General features: G+C 69.0%; 22 protein-coding genes. 12 read left to right on the top strand and 10 right to left on the bottom strand.

Going from position 1 to position 26606, the window contains the following annotated elements; all coding sequences use genetic code 11:
• Window positions 1-41 precede the first annotated feature (41 nt).
• From AC04MD_RS17355 to AC04MD_RS17345, 3 genes are read left to right on the top strand one after another with little or no spacing between them, the layout of a single operon-like run.
• On the top strand, window positions 42-1073 hold the full coding sequence (locus AC04MD_RS17355) for an acyltransferase family protein (protein WP_475498510.1): 1032 nt from the start codon (window positions 42-44) through the stop codon (window positions 1071-1073).
• 46 nt (window positions 1074-1119) lie between these two features.
• On the top strand, window positions 1120-2607 hold the full coding sequence (locus tag AC04MD_RS17350; RefSeq protein WP_475498509.1) for an oligosaccharide flippase family protein: 1488 nt from the start codon (window positions 1120-1122) through the stop codon (window positions 2605-2607).
• The gene (locus AC04MD_RS17345) at window positions 2604-3233 is read left to right on the top strand and encodes a hypothetical protein (protein WP_475498508.1); all 630 of its coding nucleotides are present in this window, start codon (window positions 2604-2606) and stop codon (window positions 3231-3233) included. Before AC04MD_RS17350 ends, AC04MD_RS17345 begins: the two co-directional genes overlap by 4 nt.
• Before the next feature lie 15 nt (window positions 3234-3248).
• Here the strand turns inward: AC04MD_RS17345 and AC04MD_RS17340 are convergent, their stop codons facing one another.
• The 6 genes from AC04MD_RS17340 to AC04MD_RS17315 are packed head-to-tail and all read right to left on the bottom strand — an operon-like array spanning window position 3249 to window position 10039.
• Entirely contained in the window at window positions 3249-4346 is a 1098-nt protein-coding gene (locus tag AC04MD_RS17340) for a GNAT family N-acetyltransferase (protein ID WP_475498507.1), read from the bottom strand.
• The gene (locus tag AC04MD_RS17335) at window positions 4343-5482 is read right to left on the bottom strand and encodes a GNAT family N-acetyltransferase (protein WP_475498506.1); all 1140 of its coding nucleotides are present in this window, start codon (window positions 5480-5482) and stop codon (window positions 4343-4345) included. The genes AC04MD_RS17340 and AC04MD_RS17335 overlap by 4 nt, the downstream gene beginning before the upstream one ends.
• The gene (locus tag AC04MD_RS17330) at window positions 5466-7526 is read right to left on the bottom strand and encodes an NAD-dependent epimerase/dehydratase family protein (protein WP_475498505.1); all 2061 of its coding nucleotides are present in this window, start codon (window positions 7524-7526) and stop codon (window positions 5466-5468) included. The genes AC04MD_RS17335 and AC04MD_RS17330 overlap by 17 nt, the downstream gene beginning before the upstream one ends.
• A 27-nt stretch (window positions 7527-7553) precedes the next feature.
• The gene (locus tag AC04MD_RS17325) at window positions 7554-8729 is read right to left on the bottom strand and encodes a glycosyltransferase (RefSeq protein ID WP_475498504.1); all 1176 of its coding nucleotides are present in this window, start codon (window positions 8727-8729) and stop codon (window positions 7554-7556) included.
• Window positions 8722-9333 carry a class I SAM-dependent methyltransferase gene (locus tag AC04MD_RS17320; RefSeq protein WP_475498503.1) on the bottom strand — a complete coding sequence of 204 codons (612 nt, stop codon included), beginning with the start codon at window positions 9331-9333 and terminating at the stop codon, window positions 8722-8724. The genes AC04MD_RS17325 and AC04MD_RS17320 overlap by 8 nt, the downstream gene beginning before the upstream one ends.
• A 25-nt stretch (window positions 9334-9358) precedes the next feature.
• The gene (locus AC04MD_RS17315) at window positions 9359-10039 is read right to left on the bottom strand and encodes a hypothetical protein (RefSeq protein WP_475498502.1); all 681 of its coding nucleotides are present in this window, start codon (window positions 10037-10039) and stop codon (window positions 9359-9361) included.
• Between the two features lie 186 nt (window positions 10040-10225).
• Between AC04MD_RS17315 and AC04MD_RS17310 the strand changes: the two genes are divergently transcribed.
• The 9 genes from AC04MD_RS17310 (at window position 10226) to AC04MD_RS17270 (ending at window position 20348) form a co-directional block, all read left to right on the top strand.
• Window positions 10226-11293: a polysaccharide deacetylase family protein gene (locus AC04MD_RS17310; protein ID WP_475498501.1), complete on the top strand. Its 1068-nt coding sequence runs from the start codon at window positions 10226-10228 to the stop codon at window positions 11291-11293.
• A gap of 21 nt (window positions 11294-11314) precedes the next feature.
• On the top strand, window positions 11315-12610 hold the full coding sequence (locus tag AC04MD_RS17305) for an O-antigen ligase family protein (protein WP_475498500.1): 1296 nt from the start codon (window positions 11315-11317) through the stop codon (window positions 12608-12610).
• Window positions 12607-14160, top strand: a complete 1554-nt coding sequence (locus AC04MD_RS17300; RefSeq protein WP_475498499.1) for an oligosaccharide flippase family protein — start codon at window positions 12607-12609, stop codon at window positions 14158-14160. Before AC04MD_RS17305 ends, AC04MD_RS17300 begins: the two co-directional genes overlap by 4 nt.
• Window positions 14157-15515 carry a phenylacetate--CoA ligase family protein gene (locus tag AC04MD_RS17295; RefSeq protein WP_475498498.1) on the top strand — a complete coding sequence of 453 codons (1359 nt, stop codon included), beginning with the start codon at window positions 14157-14159 and terminating at the stop codon, window positions 15513-15515. Before AC04MD_RS17300 ends, AC04MD_RS17295 begins: the two co-directional genes overlap by 4 nt.
• Window positions 15515-16666, top strand: a complete 1152-nt coding sequence (gene pelF, locus AC04MD_RS17290; RefSeq protein ID WP_475498497.1) for a GT4 family glycosyltransferase PelF — start codon at window positions 15515-15517, stop codon at window positions 16664-16666. Before AC04MD_RS17295 ends, pelF begins: the two co-directional genes overlap by 1 nt.
• A gap of 31 nt (window positions 16667-16697) precedes the next feature.
• Window positions 16698-17339, top strand: coding sequence for a polysaccharide deacetylase family protein (locus tag AC04MD_RS17285; RefSeq protein ID WP_475498496.1), 642 nt, complete (start codon window positions 16698-16700; stop codon window positions 17337-17339).
• A 92-nt stretch (window positions 17340-17431) separates the two neighbouring features.
• Complete coding sequence (locus tag AC04MD_RS17280) at window positions 17432-18631, top strand: hypothetical protein (RefSeq protein WP_475498495.1); 1200 nt, start codon at window positions 17432-17434, stop codon at window positions 18629-18631.
• On the top strand, window positions 18628-19422 hold the full coding sequence (locus tag AC04MD_RS17275) for a glycosyltransferase family 2 protein (protein WP_475498494.1): 795 nt from the start codon (window positions 18628-18630) through the stop codon (window positions 19420-19422). The genes AC04MD_RS17280 and AC04MD_RS17275 overlap by 4 nt, the downstream gene beginning before the upstream one ends.
• Window positions 19423-19424: 2 nt before the next feature.
• Window positions 19425-20348, top strand: coding sequence for a glycosyltransferase family 2 protein (locus AC04MD_RS17270; protein WP_475498493.1), 924 nt, complete (start codon window positions 19425-19427; stop codon window positions 20346-20348).
• Between the two features lie 10 nt (window positions 20349-20358).
• Here the strand turns inward: AC04MD_RS17270 and AC04MD_RS17265 are convergent, their stop codons facing one another.
• The 4 genes from AC04MD_RS17265 to AC04MD_RS17250 all read right to left on the bottom strand — a co-directional run bounded on the left by AC04MD_RS17265 (window position 20359) and on the right by AC04MD_RS17250 (window position 26602).
• Window positions 20359-22383 carry a heparinase II/III family protein gene (locus tag AC04MD_RS17265; protein ID WP_475498492.1) on the bottom strand — a complete coding sequence of 675 codons (2025 nt, stop codon included), beginning with the start codon at window positions 22381-22383 and terminating at the stop codon, window positions 20359-20361.
• Between the two features lie 270 nt (window positions 22384-22653).
• On the bottom strand, window positions 22654-24504 hold the full coding sequence (locus AC04MD_RS17260; protein ID WP_475498491.1) for a heparinase II/III family protein: 1851 nt from the start codon (window positions 24502-24504) through the stop codon (window positions 22654-22656).
• A gap of 9 nt (window positions 24505-24513) precedes the next feature.
• Window positions 24514-25815: a hypothetical protein gene (locus AC04MD_RS17255; protein WP_475498490.1), complete on the bottom strand. Its 1302-nt coding sequence runs from the start codon at window positions 25813-25815 to the stop codon at window positions 24514-24516.
• Window positions 25816-25834: 19 nt separating this feature from the next.
• Entirely contained in the window at window positions 25835-26602 is a 768-nt protein-coding gene (locus AC04MD_RS17250) for a P-loop NTPase family protein (RefSeq protein ID WP_475498489.1), read from the bottom strand.
• Between the last annotated feature and the right edge of the window lie 4 nt (window positions 26603-26606).

Here is a 26606-nt window from a genome sequence, read left to right as displayed (position 1 = left end):
GACGTTGTAGGAACCGAGTCGTGCAGATGCAGGGGAACAGGGTGGGTCACGAAACGTCTACGCCCTCGCGGATGGTGGAACTGGACGCCCTGCGCGGCATCGCCGCCGTCGCCGTGCTGGGTTACCACTTCACAACGCGTTATCAGGAGCAGATCGGCCATGTGGGCGGCGCGCCGGCGGACCTGGGACTGGGCCGTTACGGCGTGTACCTGTTCTTCCTGATCAGCGGCTTCGTGATCTTCATGACGCTGGAGCGCACGCGGACCGCGGCGGACTTCATGGTGTCGCGATTCTCCCGTCTGTTTCCCGGTTACTGGGCGGCCCTACTGCTGACCAGCCTCGTCATCCTCGTCGCCGGGCTGCCGGTGCAGCGCTTGCCGGCCGAGCAATGGCTGCTCAACGTCACGATGGTGCAGGAAATCCTCGGCGCCGAGCATCTCGACGGCTCCTACTGGACGCTGCAGATCGAACTGTTCTTCTATGCGCAGATGCTGTTCTGGTTCGCCATGGGACAGCTCAAGCGCATCCATTGGGTCATCGGCGGCTGGCTGCTGCTCGCGACGGTCGAGGGGCTGTGCGAGAAGCATCATTGGCATTTCTCCTACTGGGTGCGCGAACTGATGATCCTGCGCTTCATCCCGTTCTTCGCGCTGGGCATCCTGTTCTACCGCATGCATCGTTATCCGGAAGAGTGGCGCCTCAACCTGGCCATGGTGGTGCTGGCACTGGCGGCCATCGCGGTCGGCGAGCGTCCGGTGTTCCTGCCGGTGGCGCTGGCCTGCTGCGCGGTCTTCGGCCTGTTCGTCCGCGGCAAGCTGGGCTTCCTCAAGACGCGCGCGCTCGCGTTCCTAGGCGGCATTTCCTATGCGCTGTACCTGGTCCACCAGGCGATCGGCTTCGTGGTGATCCACCAGTTGGAGCACCGCGGCGTGCCGCCGCTGCTGGCCTGTGCGGTGGCGGCGTCGATATCGCTGTTGCTCGCGGTCGGCATCCGCCACGGGGTCGAGCAGCCCGCGATGCGCTGGATACGCAGCGGCTGGCGCCGGCACGCGATGCGCCTGGAGCCGACGTGAGCGATCATCCACGTACTGGAGACGCGCACCGGCAAGGGACGCCCGTTTGAACGATCATCGCAAGATACTCTCGGGGGCCGCCCTCAGCATCGTCGCCGGCCTTCTCGGCCGGGCCGTAGGCCTGATCGGCACCCTGCTGATCGCACGGCACCTGACCCCGGACATCGTCGCCGAAGTCACCGTGGCCACGGTCATCGCGCTGACCGGCAACTGGATCGCCGCCTGGGGCTGCGGCCAGTACGTCGTCGTGCGCGGAGGCGAAGGCCGCGAGGCGGTCTTCGCGGCGAGCATGGTCTACCTGTCCGCGGGACTGGTGATGATCGCCGTGCTGTGGTGGGCCACGCCCACGCTGGCCGCGTGGGTGCAGGCGCCGAGCGTCGCCGAATACCTGCCAGGCGCATTGCTGGGGATCGGCATCCGCCGGCTCGGCGCGATGCCCGACAAGCTGCTGGCGCGCGACCTGCGCTTCGGACGCATCGCGCTGGGGACCGCGCTCGGCGACGTGGCCTACGCCATCGTGGCGGTGACCCTCGTCAGCACCACGGACCTGGGCGGGCAGGCGATGATCCTGGGCTTCATCGCGCAGTCGTGCGTGATCGCGGGCGCGACCATCACCGCCGTCGACTGGCGCCTGTGGCTGAAGCCCGTGCGCGTCGGCGCGGCGCGCGTGCGCGACATCCTGCGCTTCGGCGCGCCGGTCACCGGCGAGATCGTGCTCAGCGAAGGCGCGCGCTACTGGGACAAGCCGCTGATGCTGCGCTTGGTCGGCGCGCACGACGCAGGCAGCTACGGGCTGGCGTTCAACCTGGCGCAGTTGCCGGCCGTCTACGTGGGCGGGCATATCGGCACGGTGATGGTGCCCGCGGTGACGCGCGCCGCGGCGGAAGACCGGCCGCGCCTGATGGTGCGCGCGCTGACGTTCGCGGCGATGCTGCTGTTCCCGATGTCGGCCGGACTGGCGGTATGTGCGCCGACGCTGGTGGCCGCGATGCTGCCGCCGACCTGGTCGCAGGTGGCGCCGCTGCTCAGCGTGCTGGCGATCGCGTCACTGCCGGGGCCGGGGAGCTTCATCCTGTCGTCCTTCCTGGCCGCGCATGCGCGCAATCAATGGCTGATGTGGATCGAGGTGGCGACGATGGCCACGCTGGTGTTGTCGTTGTGGCTGCTGTCGAAGGGTGGCGTGGTGATGGCGTCGCTGGCCATCGGTATCGCGGCGCTGGTGCAGTGGATCCTCACCGTGCGCGCCTGCCGCGCGGACGGCCTGCGCCTGCAAGGACTGGCCGGGCCATGGCTGCGCATCGCGTCCGCCTGCGTGCTGATGGTGCTGGGCGTGCTGGCGTGGCGATGGCTCATGCAGGAACGGCTGGCGATCGGCTGGTTGCTGCCGGGTGAGGTGCTGGTCGGCGTGGTTGTGTATGGTGGTGCGCTGTGGGGCGTCGGACGCAGCCTGGTCGGGGATGCGCTGGCGGGAATCGGAATGTCGCGTCGGCGGCAGGTCGGAGATCGGGTGCGACAAGGGGAGAGCACGCCATGATTCAGTTCGATGCGATCGCCTTGCTTAGGCGTCCTGCGGCGAAGCAGTGCACGATGTCGTTGTCGGAAGACCAGGAGTTCCTTGAACTGCGCGAGGCGGACCTGGACTACCTGATCGCGGCCTACCGGGCCAACGGCATGTCCGGCAAGCCCGACCGCATGCTCACGCGCTACCGGCACGGCATGCGCTGCTTCGGGATCCGCGAGGGCCAGGAACTGGTCGCATGGTTCTGGGCGCTGCACGGCGTGCCGCGCTACATGGACGAACTGGCCTGGCAGCTGCCACTGACGGAATCGCAGGTGTGGCTGCGCGATGCCTTCGTCGCGCCGAAGCGTCGCGGACGCCGCCTGCTGGTCGCGATGATGGGTCAGGGGATGACGGTGGAGTCCACGCCGATGGAGTATTTTTCCGACGTCAGCGTGTCCAACCGGCCGTCGCTGCGTGCGCACCATGCAATGGGCTTCCAGCGCTTCGCACTGGTGCGCAGCCTGCGGATCGGCGAAGGTTTTTTCTGGCGCAGCCTGCCGCCGGACGGCTTGCCCGCGCCGTCCGCGCTCAGGCCGCTGCAACCGCGCCTGCGGATGTCCGCGGACGAGATCGCCTGGCATCGCGCGCAGATCGCGTGATGCTCCGCGACGGCGTCAGTCGTCGTGCCCCCGGCGGTAGGCGAGCGGACGCAAGGGGCGCGCGGCGGCCAGCAGGCCGCGATGCAGCGCACCCGCATGCAGGATCCCGGAGACCATCGGCTGCCGGTCCGGCAGCAGGTCGCCCATGTAGGAATCTTCGTGCGCCTGGCTGTCGAACAGAGCGAGGCCGGGCCAGCGCGCATCGAGGGCCTGCAGCAGGTGCCACTCGTTGAGTTTGCCGGGACTGACCGTCGCGTAGTCCGGATCCCAGCCCGTCTTGAAGCCGCTCAGCCCCTTGCCGCACAGCAGATTGCTGTTGGACGCCACCACGTGGCCATCGCACAGGGTTTCGACGAACACCATCTGGCCGCGTGCCGACAGGCGCGCGACCGCGTCGAGGAAGAACGCACGCTGCGCGTCCGAGGCCAGCATCGAGCTGCCTTGTTCGCCTTTCCAGCCTGCATGCTCCAGCGCGAGATGGCGCTGCGCGGCGTCGGCGTCCGCGTCCGCGCCTTCCAGGATGCGCAGGCTGGTCTCGCCGCGTTCCTGCAGGCGACGCAGGCGGCGTCGCAGGTCCTTCGCCACCGGCGCGCGTACGCGTGCGGCGGCGGACGGATCGCCTGGCAGACGGCGCAACACCGGGCGTCGCGAGAGTCCGGTCTGCGACCAGGAAATGCCCTCGCTGTCGCGCAACGCGGCCCACAGTGCGCCGTCGGCAGCGACGTTGTGCCAGGCGATCGCACGTTCCCGCCAGCTGCCGCTGCGCATCGACTGCGCGATGGCGCCGGCGACGGTGCCGGCCTCGCCTTCGCGATGCAGCACGCCGGACTGGAACGCGTGCAGATGGCGGTACGCCCGCCAGTGCGGCGCCGGCACGAACAGGTTGGGCGCGCGGCGCTGCAGGCAGGTCATCGCCAGCCACTCGCCACCGCGTTCCACCGTCAGCACGACGGGCGGCTCGTCCGGCGTCAGCCAGCGTGCGGCGGCCTGCACGTAGCCGGGCAGCAGGAAGGGCACGGACGTTTCCGAGGCGTGCGCCAGGCCGTCCCAGGCCGAAAGATCGGCATCCGTCAGGTCGTCGAGGGCGCGCAGGCGTGTGCGCACCGTGCTCACGGCAGGACCTCCTGGCCACGACGGCGGCGATAGAGGTCGACGATGCGCGCACGCCAGCCGACGCGATCCACCGACAACCAGGCCATGCGTCCTTCGGCCATCGCCAGCGATCGCTTGTATTCCACGTTGCCGGCCATCAACTCATAGCGGTCCAGGCCGTTGCCGAGGAACTCGTTGATCGCCGTGGCGAGCAGCAGCAATCCCGGGCTGCCCGACTGGCCGACGCGACGGTAGTCGATGCCCGCCTGGTAGAAGCAGGCCGTGCCGCGCCAGACCAGGTGGTAGGTGTAGCCGACCGTATGGTCGCCCGCCTGCAGCCGCATCAGGTGCACGCCATCGCGGTCGCCGGAACACGCGATCAGTTCGCGATGGAACGCGAGGATGCGCCCATCGCCGAACGCGCCGTGTTCGCCGGTGTCCTCGTTCCAGTGGGCCTGGTGCAGGCGTACCAGGTCGTCGAAGAACGCGAGCTTCTCCTCGCGGGTCCGCGCGATGCTGCAGGCCAGCGCGCCATGCTGGTCCGCCAGCTTGCGCGCGGTGCGGCGCAGGCGCGCACGGGTGCTGCCGCCCGGTACGGTGCTGACATAGTCCTGGTCGCCGCTGCGCAGGCTGGCGAGATCGACGTACGGCGTCGGCCGGCTGGACAGGCTCAGGCGCAGGCGTGGCGAACGCAGGCGCTCCAGCGGGATCGCATCCATGTCGATGCCGGGCAGGTAAAGCGTCAGCCACGCGCGCTCGCGCGCCTCGAAATGCGCCACGCAGGCGGCCAGGGCATCGTGCTCGAGGCCGGCCAGCGTCAGCAGGCCGTTGAATTCGACGGTGATGCTGTCGGCCACGCGCTCGCCGACCTGGTGCAGGCGCACATGCTTGAGCCCCAGTGCGAACAGGCGGCGCTGCTCGACCACGATGCCGAGCGCGACGAGTTCGCCGCCGGCGCGCACCGACAGCAGGCGTGCGCGCGGCAGCGGGCACAGGGTGCGCAGCCAGGTGCCGATCCACATCCAGCTGAGGAAGAAGCTGGCGGTGCTGCGTGCCTCCAGCTCGCGCCACTGCCGTTCGACCTCGGCGAGCGACGGCAGTGGCTCGACCCTGACCTCCAGGACCGGATCGGCGACATCCTCAGCCGAACGTCGCATCCAGTCCCCTCTCGACGCCGGCGCGCGGCGTCCAGCCGAGCTCGGTGCGCGCGGCCGTGGTGTCGAAGTTCGCCAGCGGACGCAGCGAGCGCACGCGGTAGCGCGTCAGTGGCACGTCGCGGCGCAGGACCTTGCCTAACTGCTCGACACCGAAGCCGAGCAGCATGAACACCCAGCGCGGCACGCGCACGACCTTCACCTCGTCGCCGAGCTTGCGCTTGCAGCGAACCAGGTAGTCGGCCTGGGTGATGTGCGAGGTGTCCACCACATTGAACAGCGGCTGCGTCGGCGTCGGTGCCTCGGCGGCGCAGACCAGCGCGTCCACCACGTCGTCCACGTACACCAGTGGCAGCGCCTGCGCGCCGTCGCCGACGGCGACCCAGCGTCCGGCGAGGGCGATGACGCCGTTCGGCGTGACTTTCTCCGCACCGGGACCGAAGATCTGCCCCGGGCGCACGATGATCGCCGGCAGTCCGCGCTGCGCGACCGCGTCCAGCACCATACGTTCAGCCGACAGCTTGGTCTGCGTATAGGCGCCGCGCCATTCGGGATGCGGTTCCAGCGGCGAGGCCTCGGTCATCACCGCATTGGTGTCGCGGCCGGCATGGTCGAACACGCTCATCGAACTGACGTAGACCAGTCGCGTGATGGCAGCGGCGAGGCAGGCGTCGATGATGTTGCGCGTGCCCCAGACGGTGCCCGCCTCGAAATCGCGCGGACCTCCGCGCATGGCGGCGCCGACGTGGTAGACCAGCGGCACGCCGGCGACCGCATGGCGCACGATGCGCGGATCGCCGAGGTCGCCGACGACGGTCTGCACGCCGGCGTCCTGCGTGTAGGCGGCGACGGGGCGGCGCACCAGCACGCGCACGGTCTTGCCCTGTTCGCGCAACCGCGCCACCACCCGTTTGCCAAGGAAGCCGGCCGCGCCGGTGACCAGCACGTCGGCCGGCGGCAGCTCGGTGTAACGCGATTCCAGCAACGCCAGCCGGGCGGCGTCGGGCGCCGCGCAGACCGGTTCCAGCAGTTGCGCGATGCGCAGCGCATCCTCGCCGGTGAACGGCGGCGCGGCGTTGTCGCGCGCGGCACGGGCGAACTCCACCGCGCCGCGGCGGATGCCGGGCGAGGGCTTGAGCATGCCGGTGGCGAAGCGCACCACGTTCCACGGGATCCGGAATACGTCCTTGATCGCGCTGAAGAACGAATTGAGCATGATGCCGATGAACTTCGGCCCCGGCAGCACACCGTGGATGCGGCAGGTCTGCAGGAAGCGGTCGACCTCGATCGTGCCGCGCGTGCCGCGCACGAACACGCGGTTCTCCATCGGGCGCGCATTCCACGACAGCAGCAGGCGGCCGACGCCGTCGCGTGCCACGGCATGCGCCTGCCACTCGTCGAAATGCAGGTTGGGGTCGGTGCCGCGCGCCTGGCAGTCCACCCGCAGGTCCTGCACCGGGCCGAGGAAGGCTTCGATCGTGTACAGGCCATGCACGCCGAGGTCGCGGAACGGATACGAGCCCTGGGTGACCGAGCCCGGCAGTGGGCCGCCGGCATACGGCGGATACTCGGAGTTGCGCACGATCTCCACCGAGACGACATCGCCGATGCGGCCGTCGCGCACGGCCTGCACGGCCTGCATCAGCACCGGATCGAACAGGTCGGAATGGTTGACGCCGAGTTGCAGCTTGCGCGACCGGGCCGCCGCGATCATCGCCTCGCAGTCTTCGACGGTGTCGGCCATCGGCTTTTCCACCAGCACGTGGCAGCCCATCTCCATCGCGCGCAGCGCGATGGCGGCGTGGAAGGCCGGCGGCGTCAGCACGTAGACGGCCTGCGGCTGCAGGTCGGCGAGTTCGTCCAGCTGGCTGGCCACGCGCGCGATCCTGAAACGGTCGGCCAGCGCCTGCGCGGCGGCGAGCTGCGGGTCGCAGATGCCGACCACGTCGACGAAATCGAGTTGCGACAGCGCGGCGAGATGGTGCGTGGCGACGTAGCCGGCGCCGACGATGGCGACGCGGAGCCGGGTGGAAGCGGGTACGGTCATGGAGTGGGGATCGTCATGGAATGGTAGTCATCGGGTGCCCAGCGCGCGCGTGACCGTGGCCAGCACGTCCTCGACGCGGCGGTCCCAGGTCTGCGCGGCGACCGCGGCGACGCGCGCGTCGGCGGCCTGTTCGCTGTCGTCGGCCAGCGCCTGCTCGAGGGCGGCGAGGAAGCCCTCGCGGTCCTCCGCGATGCGCACCCATTGCGAGAACTTGGCGATTTCGGGGTTGTAGGTGCTCACCACCGGCTTGCCGGTGGCCAGGTATTCGCGCAGCTTCAGCGGATTGGCGTTGGTGACCTGGCGGTTCATCCGGTACGGGATGATGGCGGCGTCGAAGGCCTTGGCCCATTGCGGCAGGGTCGGGTAGGGCTGCGGCCCGGCCAGCCGCACGTTGGGCAGCGCCCGCAGCGCCGACACGTCGGCAGCGGCATGGCCGACCAGCAGGAAGTTCCACTGCGGTCGCTGTTGCGCCAGCCAGGCGATCAGTTCGATATCGATCCACTCGTGCAGCGAGCCGATGTAACCGATCACCGGCGCGGGCAGTCCGCGAGCGCCGTCGGCGATTGGAGTCTCCGGCGCGCGCGCGGTCAGGAACAGGTCCAGGTCCACGCCATGGGGCGCGTACGTGGTGGTGGCGTTCATCGCCTGCTTGAGCGGCAGCAGCGCCGGCGGGGCGACGAACAGCTGGTCGGCCTCGCGGCTGAGCGCTTCGTCGCGCCGGCCGATCAGTTCCGCATCCACGCCGGGATGGGCGGCGTAGTCGTCGATGCAGTAGTACACGCAGAAGTCCTCGCCCAGGCGATGCGCGAGGAAGCCGGGGTGGGGCACGACGAACCACGACAGGTAGCGGGCGATGCCGGCCTTGCGCAGCGCACGGCGCACGGCCCAGCGGCTGAATACCCGGTTGAACGCGTCGACGCCGGGAATGCGGCGGAACGGCAGTTGCGGCACGGTGCAGTGCCACAGGCCTTCGCGCACCCGCACCGGCGGCTTGAGCGCGGCGGCGAGTTTGCGCCATGCGCGCTTGAGGTCGCGTCCCGAGGTGGTCGGCGCGCGCATGCCGGGCGAGTCTACGTAGAGCACAGGCACGTGCTTCGCCAGCCGCGTGGCGACGTGGTGGCTGCTGGTGCGGTTCTCCGCGTTCCAGTCGTTGCCGAAATAGACCACGCCTCGCCCCTGCAGGACGCCGGACGGATCACTCATCGCGCCACCAGGCGATCAGCCAGGCGGTGCCGCCATGGTGGATCCAGGTCTTCTGCACGCCGGGGATGGCCTCCACATGGGGACCGACGCGACCGCAGGCCGGTGCGAAGAACGTCACCAGGCCGTTGCGCCCCAGATGGCGCATGCGAGCGACGGTGGCGGCGGGGTCGCTCAGGTAATAGAGCACCTCGCAGGCGGTGACCAGGTCGAAGCGGTGCCGCTCGTCGCCCCAGGGTTGCTGGAACAGGTCGGCCGCGGCGAAGTGGGCCTGCGGCAGCCGCAGGCGCGCGCGCTCGATCGCCGCGGGGCTCACGTCGAGGCCGTACTGCTCGTCGCTCAGGCGCGCCAGGTGCGCCGTCTGGTGTCCCTCGCCGCAGCCGATCTCCAGGACCGAGCCGACGCGACCGAAGGCCTGTTCGATGACCCGGTTGGTCGCCTCGAAACGCGAGCGCTCCATCGCCGAATCCATGTTCCACGGATCCTCGACGCGGTAGGCGAGCTCCAGGCGTTCGTGGTTGTCGTTGCCGCCGACGCCGCGCAGCGCGTACTTCATCCACAGGCGCCGCCGTGCCTTCTTCAGCAGCTTGGCCGTGTCGTTCCACATGTCCGTGCCCCTTTTCCGTGTCCGCTCAGCCGCAGGCCGCCGCGCCGCGACCACTTTCCGTGGCCTGGTGCGCCGACTCGCGGCCGACCTGCAATGGTTTCGCGGGTGCGCTGTACCAGCCCGCCACTTTGCCGCACTCGAAATCGACCCAGGACGGTCCGTACTGCCAGCGCGCTGCGTGCTCGGTGCTGGGATCGCCCAGGATCCGTCGCGCCTGCTCGCTGCTCATGCCCAGCTCCAGCTGCCTGGGCGATGAAGGCTGCCAGGCGGCCGTCGCGGCATCGCCACCGGGACCGGCCGGGTCCAGCGTCGGCACCGAGGTGCGGGTGGCGCCGAGCCAGTAGAGCAGCGCCGCCAGCAACGCAGCGATCAGCAGGTAGCGCCGGCGGCCGCTGCGCGGGGCGGCAACGGCATCCGCGTCTTCAGGCGCGTCCCAGACCGGCGCGGGCTGTCGTGGCGGCGCGGCGCGCGCGATGCGCGGTGCCGAAGCGCCGGGCAGGCGTCCATGCACGCGGTGGAAATCCAGTGTCGCTTCATAGAGGCGGTTCAACCGCTGCAGGCGCGGCAGGTCCGACGCGGCGCCCTGGGTATCCGGATGCAGCGCGGCCACGCGCCGGCGATAGGCCTGCTTGAACGCGTCCATACCGCATTCCGCATCCAGCCCCAGTTCTTCGTACATGCTGACGAAGTCGGTGTCGTCCGACATCTGTGACGCGCCCCTGTGTTGCCGCCGGCGCCTGTGTGGCGCGTAGTATCCGCTTTCCCTGCTATACGCGATCCGGGGGGCGATCCGGCCAGGGCGGGGGCTGGCCGAGTGCGACTGCTTTTTGCGTATTCACGGGCACAGGCAAGAGTTGCCAAACTGCGGAAGATGATGGCCAGGGGATCATCGATGAGCGTCGCGGCGCGCGTAGGGCGCCGACAGCTGTTGGCACGCTGGTGCCACCGGCTGGGTGCGCTGCCATTGCTGAAACGCGTGCGACCGAGCGCGCATGGCGAGCTGCGCGTGCTCGCCTACCACCGCGTACTGGAAGCGTCGGAGCCGGACGGCTTCAGCTTCGACCGGGAACTGATCAGCGCGTCGGCGGACGTGTTCCGCCAGCAGATGCAGCACCTGAAGTCCCATTTCGTGCCGATGCGCTTCGAAGAGGTACTCGAGCTGGCCGAGCAGGGCCGGCCGTTGCCCGACGGGGCGACGCTGGTGACCTTCGACGACGGCTACGACGACAACTACCGCATCGCCTTCCCGATCCTGCGCGACCTGGGCATGTCGGCGATGTTCTTCGTCTCCACCGGCCATATCGACTCCGGACGCCCTTACGCCTACGACTGGCTGGTGCACATGCTGTGCTCCGCGCCGGCCGGTACCCGGGTGGACGTGCCCGAACTGGGCATCGACTGGGTGCTGGAAGAGACGCTGGCGGACCGGCGCCAGCAGGCCGCCGACCTGCTGTACCGCGTGAAGCTGCTGGACGACGAGCACCAGGCGGCGCTGGTGGCCCGGCTGGAAGCGGCGTGGGGCATCCCGCGCGCGGTCGGCCATCCCGATTGCCGTCCCATGACCTGGGACCAGCTGCGCGAGATGCAGCGCGGCGGCATGGAGATCGGATCGCACGGCGTCGACCACCGCATGCTGGCCAAGCTGTCGCTGCCGTCGATGGTGGCCGAGGTGCGCGACTCCAAGCACGCGCTCGAGCGCGAACTGGGCGTGCCGGCACGGGTCATTTCCTATCCGGTGGGCGGTCCCGATGCGTTCAACCACGACACGGTGGAAGCGGTGCGCGCCGCCGGCTTCCGCCTGGGCTGCAGCTACGTGGCCGGGGTGGGACGACTGAGCCCGCGCACGCAGTTCGCCTTGCCCCGTCTGCCGGTGGAGCGCCACATGGACATGCCCTGGTTCCAGGCCATGATGGCGATGCCGGAACTGTTCACCTATGCCTCGCGCATGCGTACGGGCTGAGGCAGGGAGCGACAGGGGACGATGTTCTACTTCATCCTGGTGTACCTGGTCCTGGTGCTGATCCGGCCGCAGGACTACCCGGCAGTGGCCGAATCGCCCGGCCCGCCGCTGCAATCGATCGCGCTGGTGCTCGCCGCGGGCCTGTGGGTGTTCTCGCAGCGCAAGTCGTTCAACCAGCCGCAGTACCTGCTGATCCCGGTCTTCCTGTTCATCGCCATGGTGTCCAAGGTGGTGAACGGCTGGGCCGGCGGCGCACTGTTCGTGTTCTTCGTGTTCGCCCCGGTGCTGCTGGCCTACGTGCTGCTCGCCAATGCAGTGGACACGCGCGCGCGCATGCAGACGGCGATGGGCGTGTTCGTGGTGTGCGCCTGTGTACTGGCGGTGCACGGCATCGACCAGGCCAGCACCGGCATCGGCTGGACCGGCGTGGAGCTGTCGCAGGGCACGCGCATCCAGTACGTCGGCATCTTCAATGACCCGAACGACCTCGGCATGCTGTTCGTCATGTGCCTGCCGATGGCGTTCTACCTCAGCGCCCGCGGTGGATGGCTGGGCCTGAAACGCCTGTTCTGGTGGACGGCCATCGTGCTGCTGGTATGGGGCTGCTACCTGACCAACTCGCGCGGCACGCTGCTGGCCCTGGTCGCCATGCTGGGCGTGTACGTCTGGCGCACGCGCGGCATGTTCCTGGCGGGCCTGCTGGGTGCGGGCGCGCTCGGCGGTCTGATGATGCTGCCTTCGCGCATGCAGGAAATGGATGTGTCCGAAGCGTCCGCGATGGGTCGCGTGGAGTCATGGTACGAAGGCATCCAGATGTTCATCGGCAGCCCGGTGTTCGGCATCGGCGCCGGCGGCTATTCGGACCTGCACGAACTGACCGCGCACAACTCGTTCGTGCTGGTGCTGGCCGAAACCGGCATCGTCGGCTTCACGGTCTGGCTGGCGATCGTCGGCTACTGCTTCCGCATGATGATGGCGATCGTGAACCGTGGCGACGACATCATCGACGACGTGCCGATGGAGGTGCCCGACGACGTCGCGCTCAGGGACTGGAAGACCGACAAGGCGTTGAGCCTGTGCATGCTGATCTCGCTGACCGGCTTCTTCACGGCCGCGTTCTTCCTCAGCCGCAGCTACGTCGTGATCCTGTACCTGCTGGTCGCGCTCGTCGTGGGGCACTACACGCGCATGCGCACGATCTATCCGAGCCTGCCGGCGTTTTCGCTCGAGAAGGACATCATCCGCTGGCCCGCCTACGCCGTAATTGGCGTTATCGGGTTGTACCTGACCGTGAAGGTCCTTTTGGCCCTGGCATGAACGACCGCTCGCGCACGCTCAGCAATACCTTCTTCTCCTCGGTGGGCATGTACACCGAGTACGTGCTCGGCATGCTCACGTCGATCATCATTGCCCGGCACCTGGGGCCCGACGGCTTCGGTACCTACAGTCTGGTGATCTGGCTGGTGGCGATGGGCGTGGCGACCACCAATTCGGGCACGGCCAGTGCCGCGATCAAGTTCATCGCCGAGCTGCGCGGCTCGGGACACCTGGAACAGATTCCCTACGTGCTCACCTACCTGCGGCGTGCGCAGCGGGTGTTCATGCTGTTCGTGCTGCTGGCGGGCGCCGCGCTCTTCATCTTCGCCGGCGACCAAGTCGCACCGGGCATGAACCACACGCTGCTGCTGGGCTTCCTGATCGTCGGCGTGGTGCTGCGTTCGTCGTACATGTTCAACATCGGCGTGGCGAAGGGCTTCGAGAACTTCCGCGCGACCGCCATCGTGGCGCTCGTGTCCACGCCGATCAACCTGCTGCTGGTGATCGCGGCGTGGCAGTTGAACGCGCCGGTGGAATGGCTGCTGGCGGTGTTCTCGCTGTCGGGCATCGTGTTCTACGTGGTGTCGCTGCGGCAGATCCGTCCGCTGCTGCCGCCGCGCGAGCCGGGAGTGGTGCTCCCGCCGGTCCTGCGTGCGCGCATCGGCCACCACATGCGCTGGACGGCGCTGACCGTATCGGTCAGCTTCCTGGTGGCCAGCGAGGTGGAGGTGATGTTCCTCAACCTGTACGCCGACAGCCACGACGCCGGCCAGTTCAAGGTGGCCTACCAGCTGGCGGTCGGTGCGGCCGCGCTGGTGCCGGGCGTGTTCGGTGCGCTGCTGCTGCCGATGATGGCGAGCGCGCTCAGCCAGGGCAGGGAGGTCGCGGCCCGGCGCTTCGTCGGTACCACCCACTACCTGTCCCTGCTGGCGACGCCGCTGATGGCGTTCGGCCTGGTGTTCGGCGACGACGTGATCCACCTGCTGTACGGACGCGAATACTGGGCGGCGGGCCCACTGTTCTCCGCCTGCCTGTTCGCGACCTGCCTGACGACGATGGCGCAGGGCGCCTCCAGCCTGCTGGTCAGTGCGGACCGCCAGCGCAGCATCCTGGTGCTGGCGCTGACCAGCGGCGCGCTGAAGCTGACGCTGGCGGCCGTGCTGATCGCCCACTTCGCCCTGGTGGGCGCGGTGGTCGGCTATCTGATCGTGGCCCTGGTCAACGCCACGCTGTACATCTCGCTCGCGATCCGGGTCAGCCACGCGCGGCTGGCCTGGGGCGCACTGGGCCGTGTGCTGCTGGCGGGTGCGTTGGCGGCGGCCCTGAGCTGGCCCTTGCGCGGGCATCTGGTCCCGTGGGCGGCGGTCCTGCTCGGCGGCGCGGTGCTGGTGCTGTCTTACGCGTTGTTCACGCTGCTGCTCCGCTGCTGGACCCGCGACGACATCGAACACCTGCAACTCATGCACCGGCGTTTCGCTGCCAGCCGTCCGCGCGCCGGAGCCCAACTGCTGGCGTGGGCGCATGGTCGCGCCAGGGAGGGGATCTCGTGACCGGCCTCTACGAGCCGCTGTTCCGCCACGTGTTGTTCCCGGCCTACGAGTCCGGTATGCGCGGTCGCAAGACCCTGTCCTACCTGCGCGAGTACGAGCGCCAGCAGTGGTTGGACCCCGAGCAGATCGATGCACTGCAATGGCAGAAGCTGCAGCGCCTGCTGCGCCAATGCTGGGACCATGTGCCGTACTACCGCGAGACGTGGTCGGCGCTCGGCATCGCCGGACCGGAAGACATCCGCGACCGCGCGCATTTCGCGCGGCTGCCGGTGCTGGACAAGCCCACCATCCGCGCGCACTTCGAGCGCCTGATCGCCGACGCCTACCGGCCGGAGCTGCTGTACAAGACCACGGGTGGATCGACCGGCGAACCCCTGAAGTTCGGCTACACCCGCGAGAGCTACGAGCGCCGCGTCGCCATCATGTGGCGCGGCTACGGCTGGGCGGGCGCGCGCCTGGGCCAGCGCACGCTGTACCTGTGGGGAACGCCGATCGGTGCGCAGAAGCGCAAGGATCGCCTGTTCCACGGTGCGTTCAATCGTCGCATGCTCAATGCCTTCGAGATGGACCGCGCCAGGATGGCGGAGTACGCCGACGCGATCGACCGCTTCCGCCCGGAGACCATCGTCTCCTACGTGGCCCCGATCGTCGAAATGGCGGACTGGCTGGTGGCCAGCGGCCGTCGCGTGCATGCGCCGGCGCGCATCCTGGGGGCGGCCGAAGCCTTGCACGAAGGACAGAAGCAGCGCATCGAGCAGGCGTTCGGCGCGCCGGCCTACAACACGTACGGCTGCCGCGAATTCATGCTGATCGCGGCCGAATGCGAGCATCGCGATGGGCTGCACGTCAACGCCGACCACCTGATGGTGGAACTCGGCCACGACGGCGACGCCGGTGCGGCCGCGGATGGTCCGCGCGAACTGGTGGTCACCGACCTGCACAACTTCGGCATGCCGCTGGTGCGCTACGTCAACGGCGACCTCGCCACGGCGGGGCACGGGCGCTGCGGCTGCGGACGCGGACTGCCGCGGGTGGCGCGGGTGGACGGACGCAAGCTGGATGCGTTGCGCACGCCGGATGGCCGCTTCGTGCCGGGCGAGTACGTCGTGTACGCGTTCCTCTATGCGACCGGCATCCGCCGCTACCAGGTCGTGCAGAAGCAACTGGACGCGTTCGACATCCTGCTGGTGCCGGACAAGGGGTTCGATGCGTCGGTCATCGATCTGGTGCGCAAGGAGCTGGTGAAGGTGGTCGGCGACAGCGTCGCGCTGAACTTCCGTCTCACGGACGAGATTCCATTGACCCCCAGCGGCAAGCAGCGGGTCACCGTTTCGGAACTGGGGAACCACCACTGATGGACATCGTGCACGTCGTCGAGAACCTGGACCGCGGCGGACTGGAGCGTACGGTGGTCGACCTGATCGCCAGCCAGCGCGAGGCGGGACACCAGTGCCGGGTGATCTGCCTGTTCAAGCTCGGCCTGCTGGCACGCGAACTGCTGGCGGCCGGCGTGCGCGTCGATGCCTGCGGCAAGCAGTCCGGGCTAGATCTGCGCGCGCTGCGCCGCGCGCGCGCGCTGCTGCGCCAGTCGCCCGGCGCGGTGATCCACACGCACAACGCCATGGCCCACTACTACGCCGTCGTCGCGTCGCTGGGGCTGCCGGTGCGGTGCCGCATCAACACCCGCCACGGCATGGGCGGACGCTCGCACAGCGGGCGTCAGGAGTGGCTGTACCGGCAGAGCATGCGCGCCACCGACCATGTGGTCGCGGTCTGCGAAGCGGCGCGCCAGCGGTTCGCCGAAGAGGGCGTCAGCCCGCGACGCGGATTGCTGGCGGTGCCCAACGGCATCCGCCTGGAGCGCTTCCGCGCCGCCGATGCCGCCGCCCGGCAGGCGCTCGTCGCCGAACTCGGCTGGCCTGCCGGCAGCCGCATCATCGGTACGGTCGGCCGGCTGCAGCCGGTGAAGGACCACGCGCTGCTGCTGCGCGCGTTCGCGAAGGTGCGCACGCAGGTGCCGGAGGCGGTGCTGGCCATCGTCGGCGACGGCCCCTTGCGCGAGGCCCTGGAAACGCAGGTGGCGCAGGCGGGACTGGCGGACGCGGTGAAATTCCTCGGTGACCGGCACGATGTGCCGCGGCTGCTGACGGGGATGGAGGTGTTCACCCTGTCGTCGGCCAGCGAGGGCTATTCGATCGCACTGCTGGAAGCCTGTGCGGCAGGGCTGCCCATCGTGGCGACCGATGTCGGCGGCAACCGCGAGATCGTCCGCGACGGCGTCAACGGGCGGCTGGTGCCTCCGGCGGATGCGGCCGCGCTGGCGACGGCATTGATCGCGCTGCTGCGCGAAGACGGGCGCGCCGCCGGGATGGGCCGCGCAGGCCGTAGCTGGGCGCAGGCGGAGGCTTCGTTCCGGACCATGGCGGAGCGGTACCATGGCCTCTACAAGGACGAAGCCAGGGACGCGCCCTCCGGTGAGATGGCGATGCAGGGACGCGTGTCTTGAACCTTCCTTTCCTGCCGCACCCCTGTCGCCCATGAATCCGCGTCCGCGTCGCCTGAAACTGCTGCGTTTCCTGCCCAACGGGTGGCTCGCGACGTCCGGTCCTGCGAAGGGCGGCCGTAGCCTGTACCTGACGTTCGACGATGGCCCGCATCCCGGCTTTACCCCGGCGCTGCTGGACCTGCTGGCGGAACACGATGCCAAGGCCAGCTTCTTCCTGGTGGGGCGCGAAGTGGAAAAGCACGACGCGCTGGCGCGCCGCATCTCGGCGGAAGGCCACACGCTGGGCAACCACTCCTACTCGCACCCGCTGTTCGAGTCGCTGACCCTGAACCAGCAGATGGACGAGATCGCCCGCACCGAGCAGCTGCTGCAGGGCATCGACGGACGCAGCCGCCACGCGTTCCGTCCGCCGCGTGGCGTACTGACGTTGCCGATGCTGGCCCGCCTGGTCAGCCGGCGGCATCGCATCGACTACTGGTCGTACGACAGCCTCGATTACAGCCGTCGCCCCGTGCCGGAGTTGCTGGAGACGATCCAGCGGCATCCGCCGCGCGACGGCGACATCATCCTGATGCACGACGACAGCGAGCATTCGCTGCTGCTGTTGCGCGAACTGCTGCCGGCCTGGAAGGCGCAGGGCTTCGAACTGCGCGCACTGCCGCAGGCGAACTGATCCTCCACGCATCCTTCCGCATGGCCGGTCTCCGCGTCGTGTCACGTTGAAAGAGTGACGGAGCGTGGTCGCACGCGGATTTCGGGGGATGCTTGAACGGTCTGATTTGGCTGGCGGCAGGCGCGGCACTGATCGCCGTGGTGGCCACGCTGGCGGTGTGGACGCTGCTGCGCTCGCGCAACATGGAAGTCTGGATCGGCAACTACCTGCGCCGCCCGCGCGTCCCGGCCGCGAAGCGGCCGGTGCACGTGATGTTCTGCTTCGTCGACCACTTCGAGCCCATGTGGCACGGTGCGGACGAAGCCACCCAGCGCGAACGCGTCGACCGCTGGTGCCGCGATTACCGCGCGCTGGCCGGCAAGCACCGCGATGCCGATGGCCGCCCGCCGCAGCACAGCTTCTTCTATCCCGAAGAAGAGTACGTGCCCGAATACCTCGACAAGCTGTCCTCGCTGTGCGCGGACGGCTATGGCGAGATCGAAGTGCACCTGCACCACGACAACGACACCGAGGCCAACTTCAAGGAAGGCATGTCGCGCTTCTGCCGCGTGTTGCACGACCGGCACGGCGCACTGCCACGCGACCCCGCCACCGGCGAGCTGCGCTTCGGCTTCATCCATGGCAACTGGTGCCTGGACAACTCGCGTCCGGACGGCCGCTGGTGCGGCCTGGACAACGAACTGGTCCTGCTGCGCGAACTCGGCTGCTATGCCGACTTCACCTTGCCGTCCGCGCCCAGCGACACCCAGACCAGCACGATCAACAGCATCTATTACGCGACCGACGATCCGCATGCACCCAAGTCGCACGACCGCGGCGTGCCGGTACGCGTCGGCGGACAGGCGAGCGGCGACCTGATGCTGATCCAGGGGCCGCTGGGCCTGAACTGGAAGGACCGCCGCATGGGCCTCGTGCCGCGCATCGAGAACGCCGATGTCCGCGGCGGGCAGCCGCCGACCCCCGCGCGCGTGGACGCGTGGGTGCGTGCCGGCGTGCATGTGCAGGGACGTCCGGAATGGGTATTCGTGAAGATCCACACGCACGGCACGCAGGAAGGCGACATGGATACGCTCCTCGGCAAGCCCGTGGACGCCATGCACGACTACCTGGAGTCGGCCTACAACGACGGCACGCGCTATGTACTGCACTACGTCAGCGCCCGCGAGTCCTACAACATCGTCAAGGCCGCCGAAGCCGGGCTGCAGGGCAATCCCGGTGACTACCGCGACTACGTGTTGCCCGCGCCGCGCGCGTCGTGGGTGGGCGGCAAGGCGGCGCAGGCGGCGGCATGACGGTCGACGCGTCCGGGACCGATCCGCGGGAGCCGCCACTGGTCAGCGTGGTGATGCCGGTCTACAACGCCCAGGCCACGATGCGGCGTTCGATCGAGTCGGTACTGGAACAGAGCCACCGTAATGTGGAGCTGATCCTGGTCAACGACGGATCGAAGGACGGGTCACCGGCGATCATGGACGACTACGCCGCGCGCGATCCGCGCGTGGTCGCGATCCACCAGGCCAACGGCGGTGTCGCGGCCGCCCGCAACCGCGGGCTGCAGGCGGCACGTGGCAGCCACGTCGCTTTCCTCGACAGCGACGACTGGTGGACGCCCGACAAGCTGGCGCTGCAGCTGGACCACATGCAGCGCACGGGCGCCCGGGTCTGCTACACCGCTTACCAGCGCGTCGCCGAAGACGGCACGCCGCTGACCGCCGTGGTGCCGCCGCAGCGCGTCGACTATGCCGACATGCTGCACAGCAATCGCATCGGCAACCTGACCGGCATCTACGAGCGTTCGCTGGGTGAGGCGGAATTCCAGAAGATGGGGCACGAGGACTACGTGTTCTGGCTGGACCGCGTGCGCCGCGCCGGGCACGCCGAGCGGGTCACGGATTCCGTGCCGTTGGCCTACTACCTGGTGCGCGACGGTTCGGTGTCGTCGAACAAGCTGCGGGCGGCCGGCTGGCAGTGGCGCATCTACCGGGATGTCGAGCGGCTGCCGTGGCTCCGGTCCGCGTGGTGCATGCTGCACTACGTGGCGCACGCGCTGCGCAAGCGAAGTCCCGTGTCCAGGCCCGCCTGACCATGGCGCCGTCTTCCCCCGCGACGGTTCCGGACTACGCCGTAGTGATCCCCGCCTACCGGGCGGCGGCCACGCTGTCCCATGCGCTCGACAGCGTCGTCGCGCAGACCCTGCCACCCCGCCAGATCGTGGTGGTCGACGACGGCTCGCCGGATGGCGCCGAGCTCGCGCGCATCGTGGCCGGCTATGGTGGCGCGGTGACGCTGCTGCGACAGGACAACGCCGGCCCGGCCAGCGCACGCAACACGGGCGTGCGCGCGACGTCGACGCCGTGGGTCGCCTTCCTCGATGCCGACGACAGCTGGCTGCCGCACAAGATGCAGGCGCAGATGCCGTTGGCCAACGATCCGCGCACGGGCCTGCTGCACGGCGGCGCACGCAAGGACCGTGCGTCCTTGCCGGCGGAGATGGATTTCGCCCAGTTGTGGCGCCGCAACCGGATCTGCACGTCGATGACGGTCGTGCGCCGCGAGGTATTCGATGCGATGGGCGGGTTCTTCGAGGCCCGCGAACTGATCGGTGCGGAGGACTACAGCCTGTGGCTGCGGATCGCGCATGCCGGATGGCGGGTGCGCGCCTGTCCCGGCCTGGTGGGGCACTACACACCGGTCGAGGGCAGCCTGACCAGCCGTATCGAGCGCTGCGCGGACGCGGAGATCCGCAATGCCGAAGGCCTGGGCGCGCAGCTGTCGCTGCCGGCGTCGCTGGTGCGGTGGAAGGTGCGGTCGATCCGCACCGATTTCGCGAGGCACCTGATCCATGCCCGCCGGTTGCAGCCTGCGCGTGCGCTGGTGATGCAGGCCCTGCTCGAGCGTCCCACGCTGGAACGGCTCCGGCTGATGTCGATCAGCTGCCTGCCGGTGTCGCTGCTGGACATGCGCCGCCGCCTGCGTGTGCGCGGGCGGCGGCCCCAGCCGTCTGTCTGATCCCGCGGGATCAGATCTCGCTCAGTTCCACCACGTAGCCGGTGGTGCCGCCCTGCACGTCGATGCGGTAGCGGGCGCCGTCCTCGACGTACTTGCCGCTGCTGAAGTTGCTGTTGATCGTCGCGTTCGCCGGTTCCAGCACGCGGACGCGCAGGCGGCCGGCGGTGGCTTCGCGGCTGTTCACCAGGGTCGGCGCGACCGGCACGTTCACCTGGAACGTCGCGGTGGTGCCGCTGGTGATCGAGAACGTGTCGCGCACGGTCAGGCGGCGGTTGGCGAAGTTGAAGTTGCGCTGCCAGTTGGTCACCGCGTCGGCGTTGCAGAACGCGGGCGTCAGGTTGGCGTCGGCGGTGAAGGCGCCGCCACTGCCCGGATTGACGGTCAGCGTCGAAGCCCTGGTGGTGGACTCGCACTGGCGCGCCACCGTGCCGTTGCGGACGAAGCGCACCAGGTTGTGCACGTCGGTGCCCTGGTTGATGCCGCTGCGGCTCCAGATGTTGGCGGTGACCGCCAGCCAGTCACCCGAGAACAGCGTGAACGAACCCTGGTCCTGGTGGGCATGGCTCTCGTTGTACGGGCCGGCCACGATCGCCAGCCACATCGCGTCGCGCGTCCAGCTGGTACGGGCGAACAGGTGGCCGGTGCCGCGGGCGTGGTAGATCAGGTCGGTCGGCACGCTGGCCGTGGTGCCGGCCGGCAGCAGGTCGTAGCGGTAGTTGAAACCCGAGCCCATGCGGGCGATCGAGATGTTGTTGAGCCACCAGGTCGCCTGGTTCTGCACCACCGGGTTGGTGGCGACCGAACGGGCTTCAAGCACGAGGCGGCGATGGTAGTCGTAGATGTCCGGCACCGAGCTGCGGGCCTGGTCGCCGATCGGCGCGAACCGGTCCAGCGTCGGCACGGTGGCATGGATCCAGTACGGAATGCTGTCCGAGGCATGCGTGTTGGCATTGGCCAGATCGTAGCCGGTGGCATCGCGCCAGATCCGGTACAGCGAGAACAACCGCATGTGCGACGTGCCGTAGCCGGTGCCTTCGCTGCTGCCGCCGCCCGGGAGGCGGGCGAAATAGGTCTGCAGGGCAGCCAGCTTGTTGTCGCGCAGGAAGTTGAACCAGGTGCTGTTGCCGCTGGCCAGTGCCCAGTACATCGTCGCTTCGACGAAGCTGTAGTAGTAGTTGTTGCCCGGGTTGGTCACCGACCAGCCCGACCACGGGTGGCTGCGGCCGCCCCAGCTGGCGTTGTTGTAGTTCCAGACGTTCCAGACCGCCTGTTCGGCGTAATTGGACCAGCGGGTGCGCTGGGTCGCGGTGATGTTGCCGCCGCAGGCCGTCATGGTGGACGCAAGGTCGGCGATGTAGGGGCCCACTTCGAGGTAGGAGTCGCCGGCGACGGCGGGGCGGCCGCCGGAGGCGATCGCGGCTTCCGCGGCGGTGACCTGCTCTTCGACCATCTGCACGGCCAGCGTGCAGTACTTGGCCTCCGGCGACAGCTGGTACATCAGCGCGGCCTCGGCGGCGCTGAAACCGTAGCCGCGGTTGCCGGCGACGGCGCTGTCCACCCAGCCCTTGAAGCGGGTGTAGGCGGCGGAGCTCTTGTCCACGGCAGGCACCGGCATGGGCAGGTTGACCAGGCGCGGGCGAGAGGAGTTGGAGCTGACCCGGCCACCGCTGCTCAGCACCGGGGTCGAGTCGACGACGGGTGCGACCGGCGCGATGCTGCCCGTGTCGGCGATCGGGGTGTTGGGCGTGGTCGTCGCGGCGGCCTGGCCGGCACGGTCGCGCGCGCGGCGCGCGATCTTCGTGCTGGACGAGACGCGGGTCCAGAAGCGCAGGACGCTGTCGCGCGTGTCCTGGCGCAGCTCGGCGAAATCGTCTTCGACCTGGGTCCAGCTGCTGGACGCGAGCGCCTGGGCGCGGAGGCCGAACAGGCCGCCCGCTGCGCTGGCAGCCGTCAGGGTGGTGAGGGTGGCAGCGCCCACGAACAGGGCGATCGGCAACCGGCGGGTACGGCGGGGGGAAGGGGTCGTGCGCGACAAAGGGGTTCTCCTGGCAAGAAAACCGGGCACGGACTGGATTGATGACCACGCCCATAAGGCTGTGGCTACCCGCTGCAGCGCCCCCTCGCTACACGCGAACCCGCGCAACGGCGGGGCGGATCATAACGTGGGGCATCTTTCAAAACGGACGCCCTGGATCACAGAAATACCGGACGGTTCAGCCAGCGGCAGGGGAGTTGCCGGGATTGTGATGGGGTGCCCGCTCCGTGGGAGCAGGGATCGGCACTGCGGCGAGGGGAGTGTCGACGGCTATTTTTCGCTCAGTTCGACCTTGTAGCCGTCCTGGCCGCCGGCCACATCCACCCGCCAGCCGCGGCGGAATTCCTGCGCATCGTCATCGCTCCAGGTGTGGATCCGCAGGGTGGGGTTGGCAGGTTCGAGCACGCGGATGCGCAGCCTGCCGGCGATGGCTTCGTTGCCCTGGATGACGGGGCGCTCGGGGACATTGACCTGGAAGATGGCGCGCGTGCCCGCACCGAGACGGAACCGGTCTTGGACAAGCAGCGTGCGGCCGCCGAAGTCGATGCGCCGCTGCCACGACTGCAGCGCGGGGTTGTCGCGGTACACGGGGGTCAGGTCGGCCTCGGCCGTGACGCCGCCCTCGGGACGCGGGGTGATGGTCACCTTCGAGCGCGAACGCGGACTTTCGCACTGGTGCACCACCACGTCGCCCCGCGGCGCCGCGCACTGCTGGGCGTCGGCATTGGCGCGTTCGAAGCGCACCACGTTGTGCACGGGCGTGCCCTGCTGGATGCCGCTGTGGCTCCAGATGTTCTCCGATACGGCCAGCCAGTCGCGTGCGAACAGGGTGAACGATCCCTGGTCCTGGTGCGCGTGGCTTTCGTTGTACGGTCCGGCGACGAACGACAGCCACATCGCGTCCTTGTCCCAGCCACTGCGTGCGAACAGATGGCCCGCTCCTTCGGCGTGGTAGACCAGCGCCGAGGGCGGTGCGCCATCGTCGCCATCCGGCAGCAGGTCGTAGCGGCTGTTGAAGCCCTGGCCCATCCGCGGGACCGAGATGTTGTGCAGCCACCAGGACGCGGCCGCGCGCGCATCCGCATCCGCCGTCAGCTGGCGTGCTTCCAGCACCAGCCGGCGGTGGTAGTCGAACAGTTCCGGCACCGAGCTGCGCGCCTGGTCGCCGATCGGGGCGAACCGGTCCAGCGTGGGCACGGTGGCGTGGATCCAGTACGGGATGCTGTCGCGGGCATGCGTGTTGCCGGCGGCCAGGTCTTCGCCCGTGCTGTCCTTCCACAGCCGGTAGAGGCCGAACAGGCGCATCTGCGCGGCGCCATAACCGGTGCCCTCGCGGCTGCCGCCCCCCGGCAGTTCCGCGTAGTAGGCCTTGAGCGGCGGCAGGCGCCGCGACCGCAGTTCTTCCATCCAGGTCGGGCTGCCGCTGACCAGCGCCCAGTACATCGTCGCCTCGATGAAGCTGAAATAGTAGTTGTTGCCGGGGTTGTCGATCGACCAGCCGGTCCAGGTATGGGTACGCCCACCCCATTGCGCGCGCGCGGGGTTCCAGACGTTCCACACCGCCTGCTCGGCGAAAGCGGACCACCGTTGCTGCTGCTGTGGGTCGATGCTGGCGCGGCAGGCATGCAGCGTCATGGCGAGGTCGGCGATGCGCGGGCCGACCTCGAGATAGGAATCCCCCGCGATCTCCGGACGCGAGCCGGCGGCGATCGCGCGTTCCGCGTCGCCCACTTCCTTCTCGACCATGCGGATGGCCAGCGCGCAGTACTTGTCGCCGCCGCTGAGCAGGAACATCAGGGCAGCGTCGCTCGCGCTGAAGGCGTAGCCGGGACTGCCCGACACGGCCGTGTCCACCCAGCCACGGAACCGCCCGTAGGCAGGCGACTTCCTGTCCACGAACGAGAGGTCGATCTTCAGCTGGTCGGCTCCCGTCGCCGGTGCGGCGGTGGGCGGCAATGTCGCGGGCGCCTGCGCAGCGGTCGCGGGCGGCGGTGCGGGCGAGGTGGTTTCCGGTGCGTCGGCCGCGCCGCAGTGGCCGATCGCGGCGACCAGCAGGGCCAGCGTCAGCAACACCGCGCTGGGGATGCCGTGCGTCTTCAACGGGGAAGCCTTGGCACTCATGCCGGCACCTCAGCGGTTGGAGTAGGCGATGCTCAGGTAGACGATGTTCTGCGCGACGTCCTGGTTGACCTCGGTGCTCTCGCGCTTGTAGCGCTCACCGTACAGGCGCGCGGACCAGCGCGGTGCCCACTGGTACTCCAGGCTCACGCCCACGCGCGAGGTCCTCTCTTCGCGGTTCAACTGCGTGTAGTCGAGCCGCTCCCAGGTGGCGTAGCTGCCCAGCGTCAGCGAGCGCCGCATCAGCCAGTGCAGGTCGAAGCGCGCGCCGCGCGTCTTCTGGTCGAAGGTGTCGGAGTCGACGTAGTCGCGCTTCTGCGCATACGGCGCTATCGACGTATTGAAACGGGTCGTGGTGTAGCGATAGCCCAGGTCCAGGCTGCGGACCTCGTAAGGGGACGCGTTGACCACCGCATCGCCGGTCAGCACGTTCTGCGGGATGGTCGATTCGGACTGGATGCCCGCCAGCGCGTCGGTCGCGGTGTCCGAGAACTGGCTGGAGACGGCGGCGGTCAGCTGGCTGCGCGGCGACAGGTTCCATTCCGCATCCGCACGCAACAGCGGTTCCGAGCGCGATTCGCCCTGCCGGTAGTCGATGCGCGAATAACCCAGGTCGGCGCCGAGCTCGAAGTTGGCCAGCTCGCGGACGTAGCGGCCGTAGACGTCGTAGCGGTTGTAGTCGCGCGCCACGATGTCGTCGTCGAAGTCCACGCGCTGCGCCTGCACGTTCAACGACACGCGGCTGGTCGGCGACAGGTCCTTGATGGTGCGGACGGCGGCGGCCAGGCGCTGCGAGTTGAACTCGTCGGTGACTTCCGCATCGCTGTTCACGTAGCGCAGCTCGGCCTGTCCGTGCAGCGACGAGGTCCAGTTGAACAGCACGGTGGGGCCGGCGGAGAACACGTTGACCTGCTGGCGGTTGCCGGGGCCGTCGGGCACCAGCGAATCCACCGGCTGCACCGTCAGGTTGTCCTCCACCTGGAAGAACAGGCGTCCCGGGATCGCCACCCAGTTCATGCGTCCCGACAGCGTGCCGTCGACCGTGTCGGCGAAGATGTCGTCTTCGTAGTCGCGGTACTCGGCGCGGCCGTCCAGGTTCAGCTGCAGCGCCGATACGTTCTCGGTGATGCTGAAACCGACGCCGGCACGCAGGTAACGCTGTTCGATCGGATCGGAAGGCGCCATCGTCACGTTGCTGTTGTTCTCGATGCCCGCATCGATCGTGTAGTCGACGCGCGCGGCGAGCGCGTGCCCGGAGAACGTGGCGAGCATGGCGGCGGCGAGGGCCGAGATGCGCGGATGGGTGAGTCGCATGCCGATGCTCCTTGCCGCCTTACGGGATTTCGTTGAACACCACGCCGGCGACCTTGTCGGCGGGGAAGCTGCCGATGGCCTTCTCGAGCTTTTCCGGCGTGACCTTGCCGTACCCCGCCACCAGCACGACGAGGTCGGCGAGTTCGGACAGGATGCGCGCGTCCGGCGAGCCGAGCACCGACGGGCTGTCGAGGATCAGGTAGCGGTCGGTATAGCGGCTGCGCAGCGAGTCCATCATCGCGCGCATGCGGAACGAGCTGAACGCCTCTCCGGTGGTCTCGCGCTGGCGACCGCTCGGGATCAGGCGCAGGCGCGGCACGCCGGTGCGGTACAGGACGCGGCCCAGGTCGGTGTCGCCGTCGTCCAGGTAGTCCATCAGGCCGCCATGGCCGGCATCCACGCGCAGCGCGGTGTGTTGGGTGGGGTGCAGCGCATCGCAGTCGATGAGCAGGGCGCTCTTGGTATCGTCGAACGCGAACGCCGTGGCCAGGTTGCGCGCCACGAAGCTGCCGCCGCAACCATGGCTGACCGGCGCCACCAGGGTGACGAAGTTGCGCTCGCCGCCGAGCGCCAGCAGGCGTGTGCGGAGTTCGCGGAACGCATCGGCCTGTTCGCGGACCGAGTCGTTGCGGTGGATGACGCGGCGCTCCTCCAGCTCGCGCGGCGTCAATGCCGTGGGCTCGTCCATCAGGGCCAGCGAGCGGGAGGGTTCGGCGCGGTAGGGCGCGCCGTGCAGTCGGTCGTTGTCCGGGGTCACGGATTTTTCCAGGGTGACGTGTGGAGTCATGGCG

It is taken from the genome of Pseudoxanthomonas sp. LjRoot206 (assembly GCF_056175725.1).
Note: the sequence above shows the minus strand (reverse complement) of the source record. Positions and strands in the feature narration are given on the sequence as shown.

Coding starts and splice junctions, on each gene's coding strand:
- AC04MD_RS17345 (WP_475498508.1), top strand. CDS start 2,604: ATGATTCAGTTCGATGCGATCGCCTTGCTTAGGCGTCCTGCGGCGAAG.
- AC04MD_RS17335 (WP_475498506.1), bottom strand. CDS start 5,482: ATGCGACGTTCGGCTGAGGATGTCGCCGATCCGGTCCTGGAGGTCAGG.
- AC04MD_RS17330 (WP_475498505.1), bottom strand. CDS start 7,526: ATGACCGTACCCGCTTCCACCCGGCTCCGCGTCGCCATCGTCGGCGCC.
- AC04MD_RS17325 (WP_475498504.1), bottom strand. CDS start 8,729: ATGAGTGATCCGTCCGGCGTCCTGCAGGGGCGAGGCGTGGTCTATTTC.
- AC04MD_RS17320 (WP_475498503.1), bottom strand. CDS start 9,333: ATGTGGAACGACACGGCCAAGCTGCTGAAGAAGGCACGGCGGCGCCTG.
- AC04MD_RS17315 (WP_475498502.1), bottom strand. CDS start 10,039: ATGTCGGACGACACCGACTTCGTCAGCATGTACGAAGAACTGGGGCTG.
- AC04MD_RS17310 (WP_475498501.1), top strand. CDS start 10,226: ATGAGCGTCGCGGCGCGCGTAGGGCGCCGACAGCTGTTGGCACGCTGG.
- AC04MD_RS17305 (WP_475498500.1), top strand. CDS start 11,315: ATGTTCTACTTCATCCTGGTGTACCTGGTCCTGGTGCTGATCCGGCCG.
- AC04MD_RS17300 (WP_475498499.1), top strand. CDS start 12,607: ATGAACGACCGCTCGCGCACGCTCAGCAATACCTTCTTCTCCTCGGTG.
- pelF (WP_475498497.1), top strand. CDS start 15,515: ATGGACATCGTGCACGTCGTCGAGAACCTGGACCGCGGCGGACTGGAG.
- AC04MD_RS17285 (WP_475498496.1), top strand. CDS start 16,698: ATGAATCCGCGTCCGCGTCGCCTGAAACTGCTGCGTTTCCTGCCCAAC.
- AC04MD_RS17275 (WP_475498494.1), top strand. CDS start 18,628: ATGACGGTCGACGCGTCCGGGACCGATCCGCGGGAGCCGCCACTGGTC.
- AC04MD_RS17270 (WP_475498493.1), top strand. CDS start 19,425: ATGGCGCCGTCTTCCCCCGCGACGGTTCCGGACTACGCCGTAGTGATC.
- AC04MD_RS17260 (WP_475498491.1), bottom strand. CDS start 24,504: ATGAGTGCCAAGGCTTCCCCGTTGAAGACGCACGGCATCCCCAGCGCG.
- AC04MD_RS17255 (WP_475498490.1), bottom strand. CDS start 25,815: ATGCGACTCACCCATCCGCGCATCTCGGCCCTCGCCGCCGCCATGCTC.
- AC04MD_RS17250 (WP_475498489.1), bottom strand. CDS start 26,602: ATGACTCCACACGTCACCCTGGAAAAATCCGTGACCCCGGACAACGAC.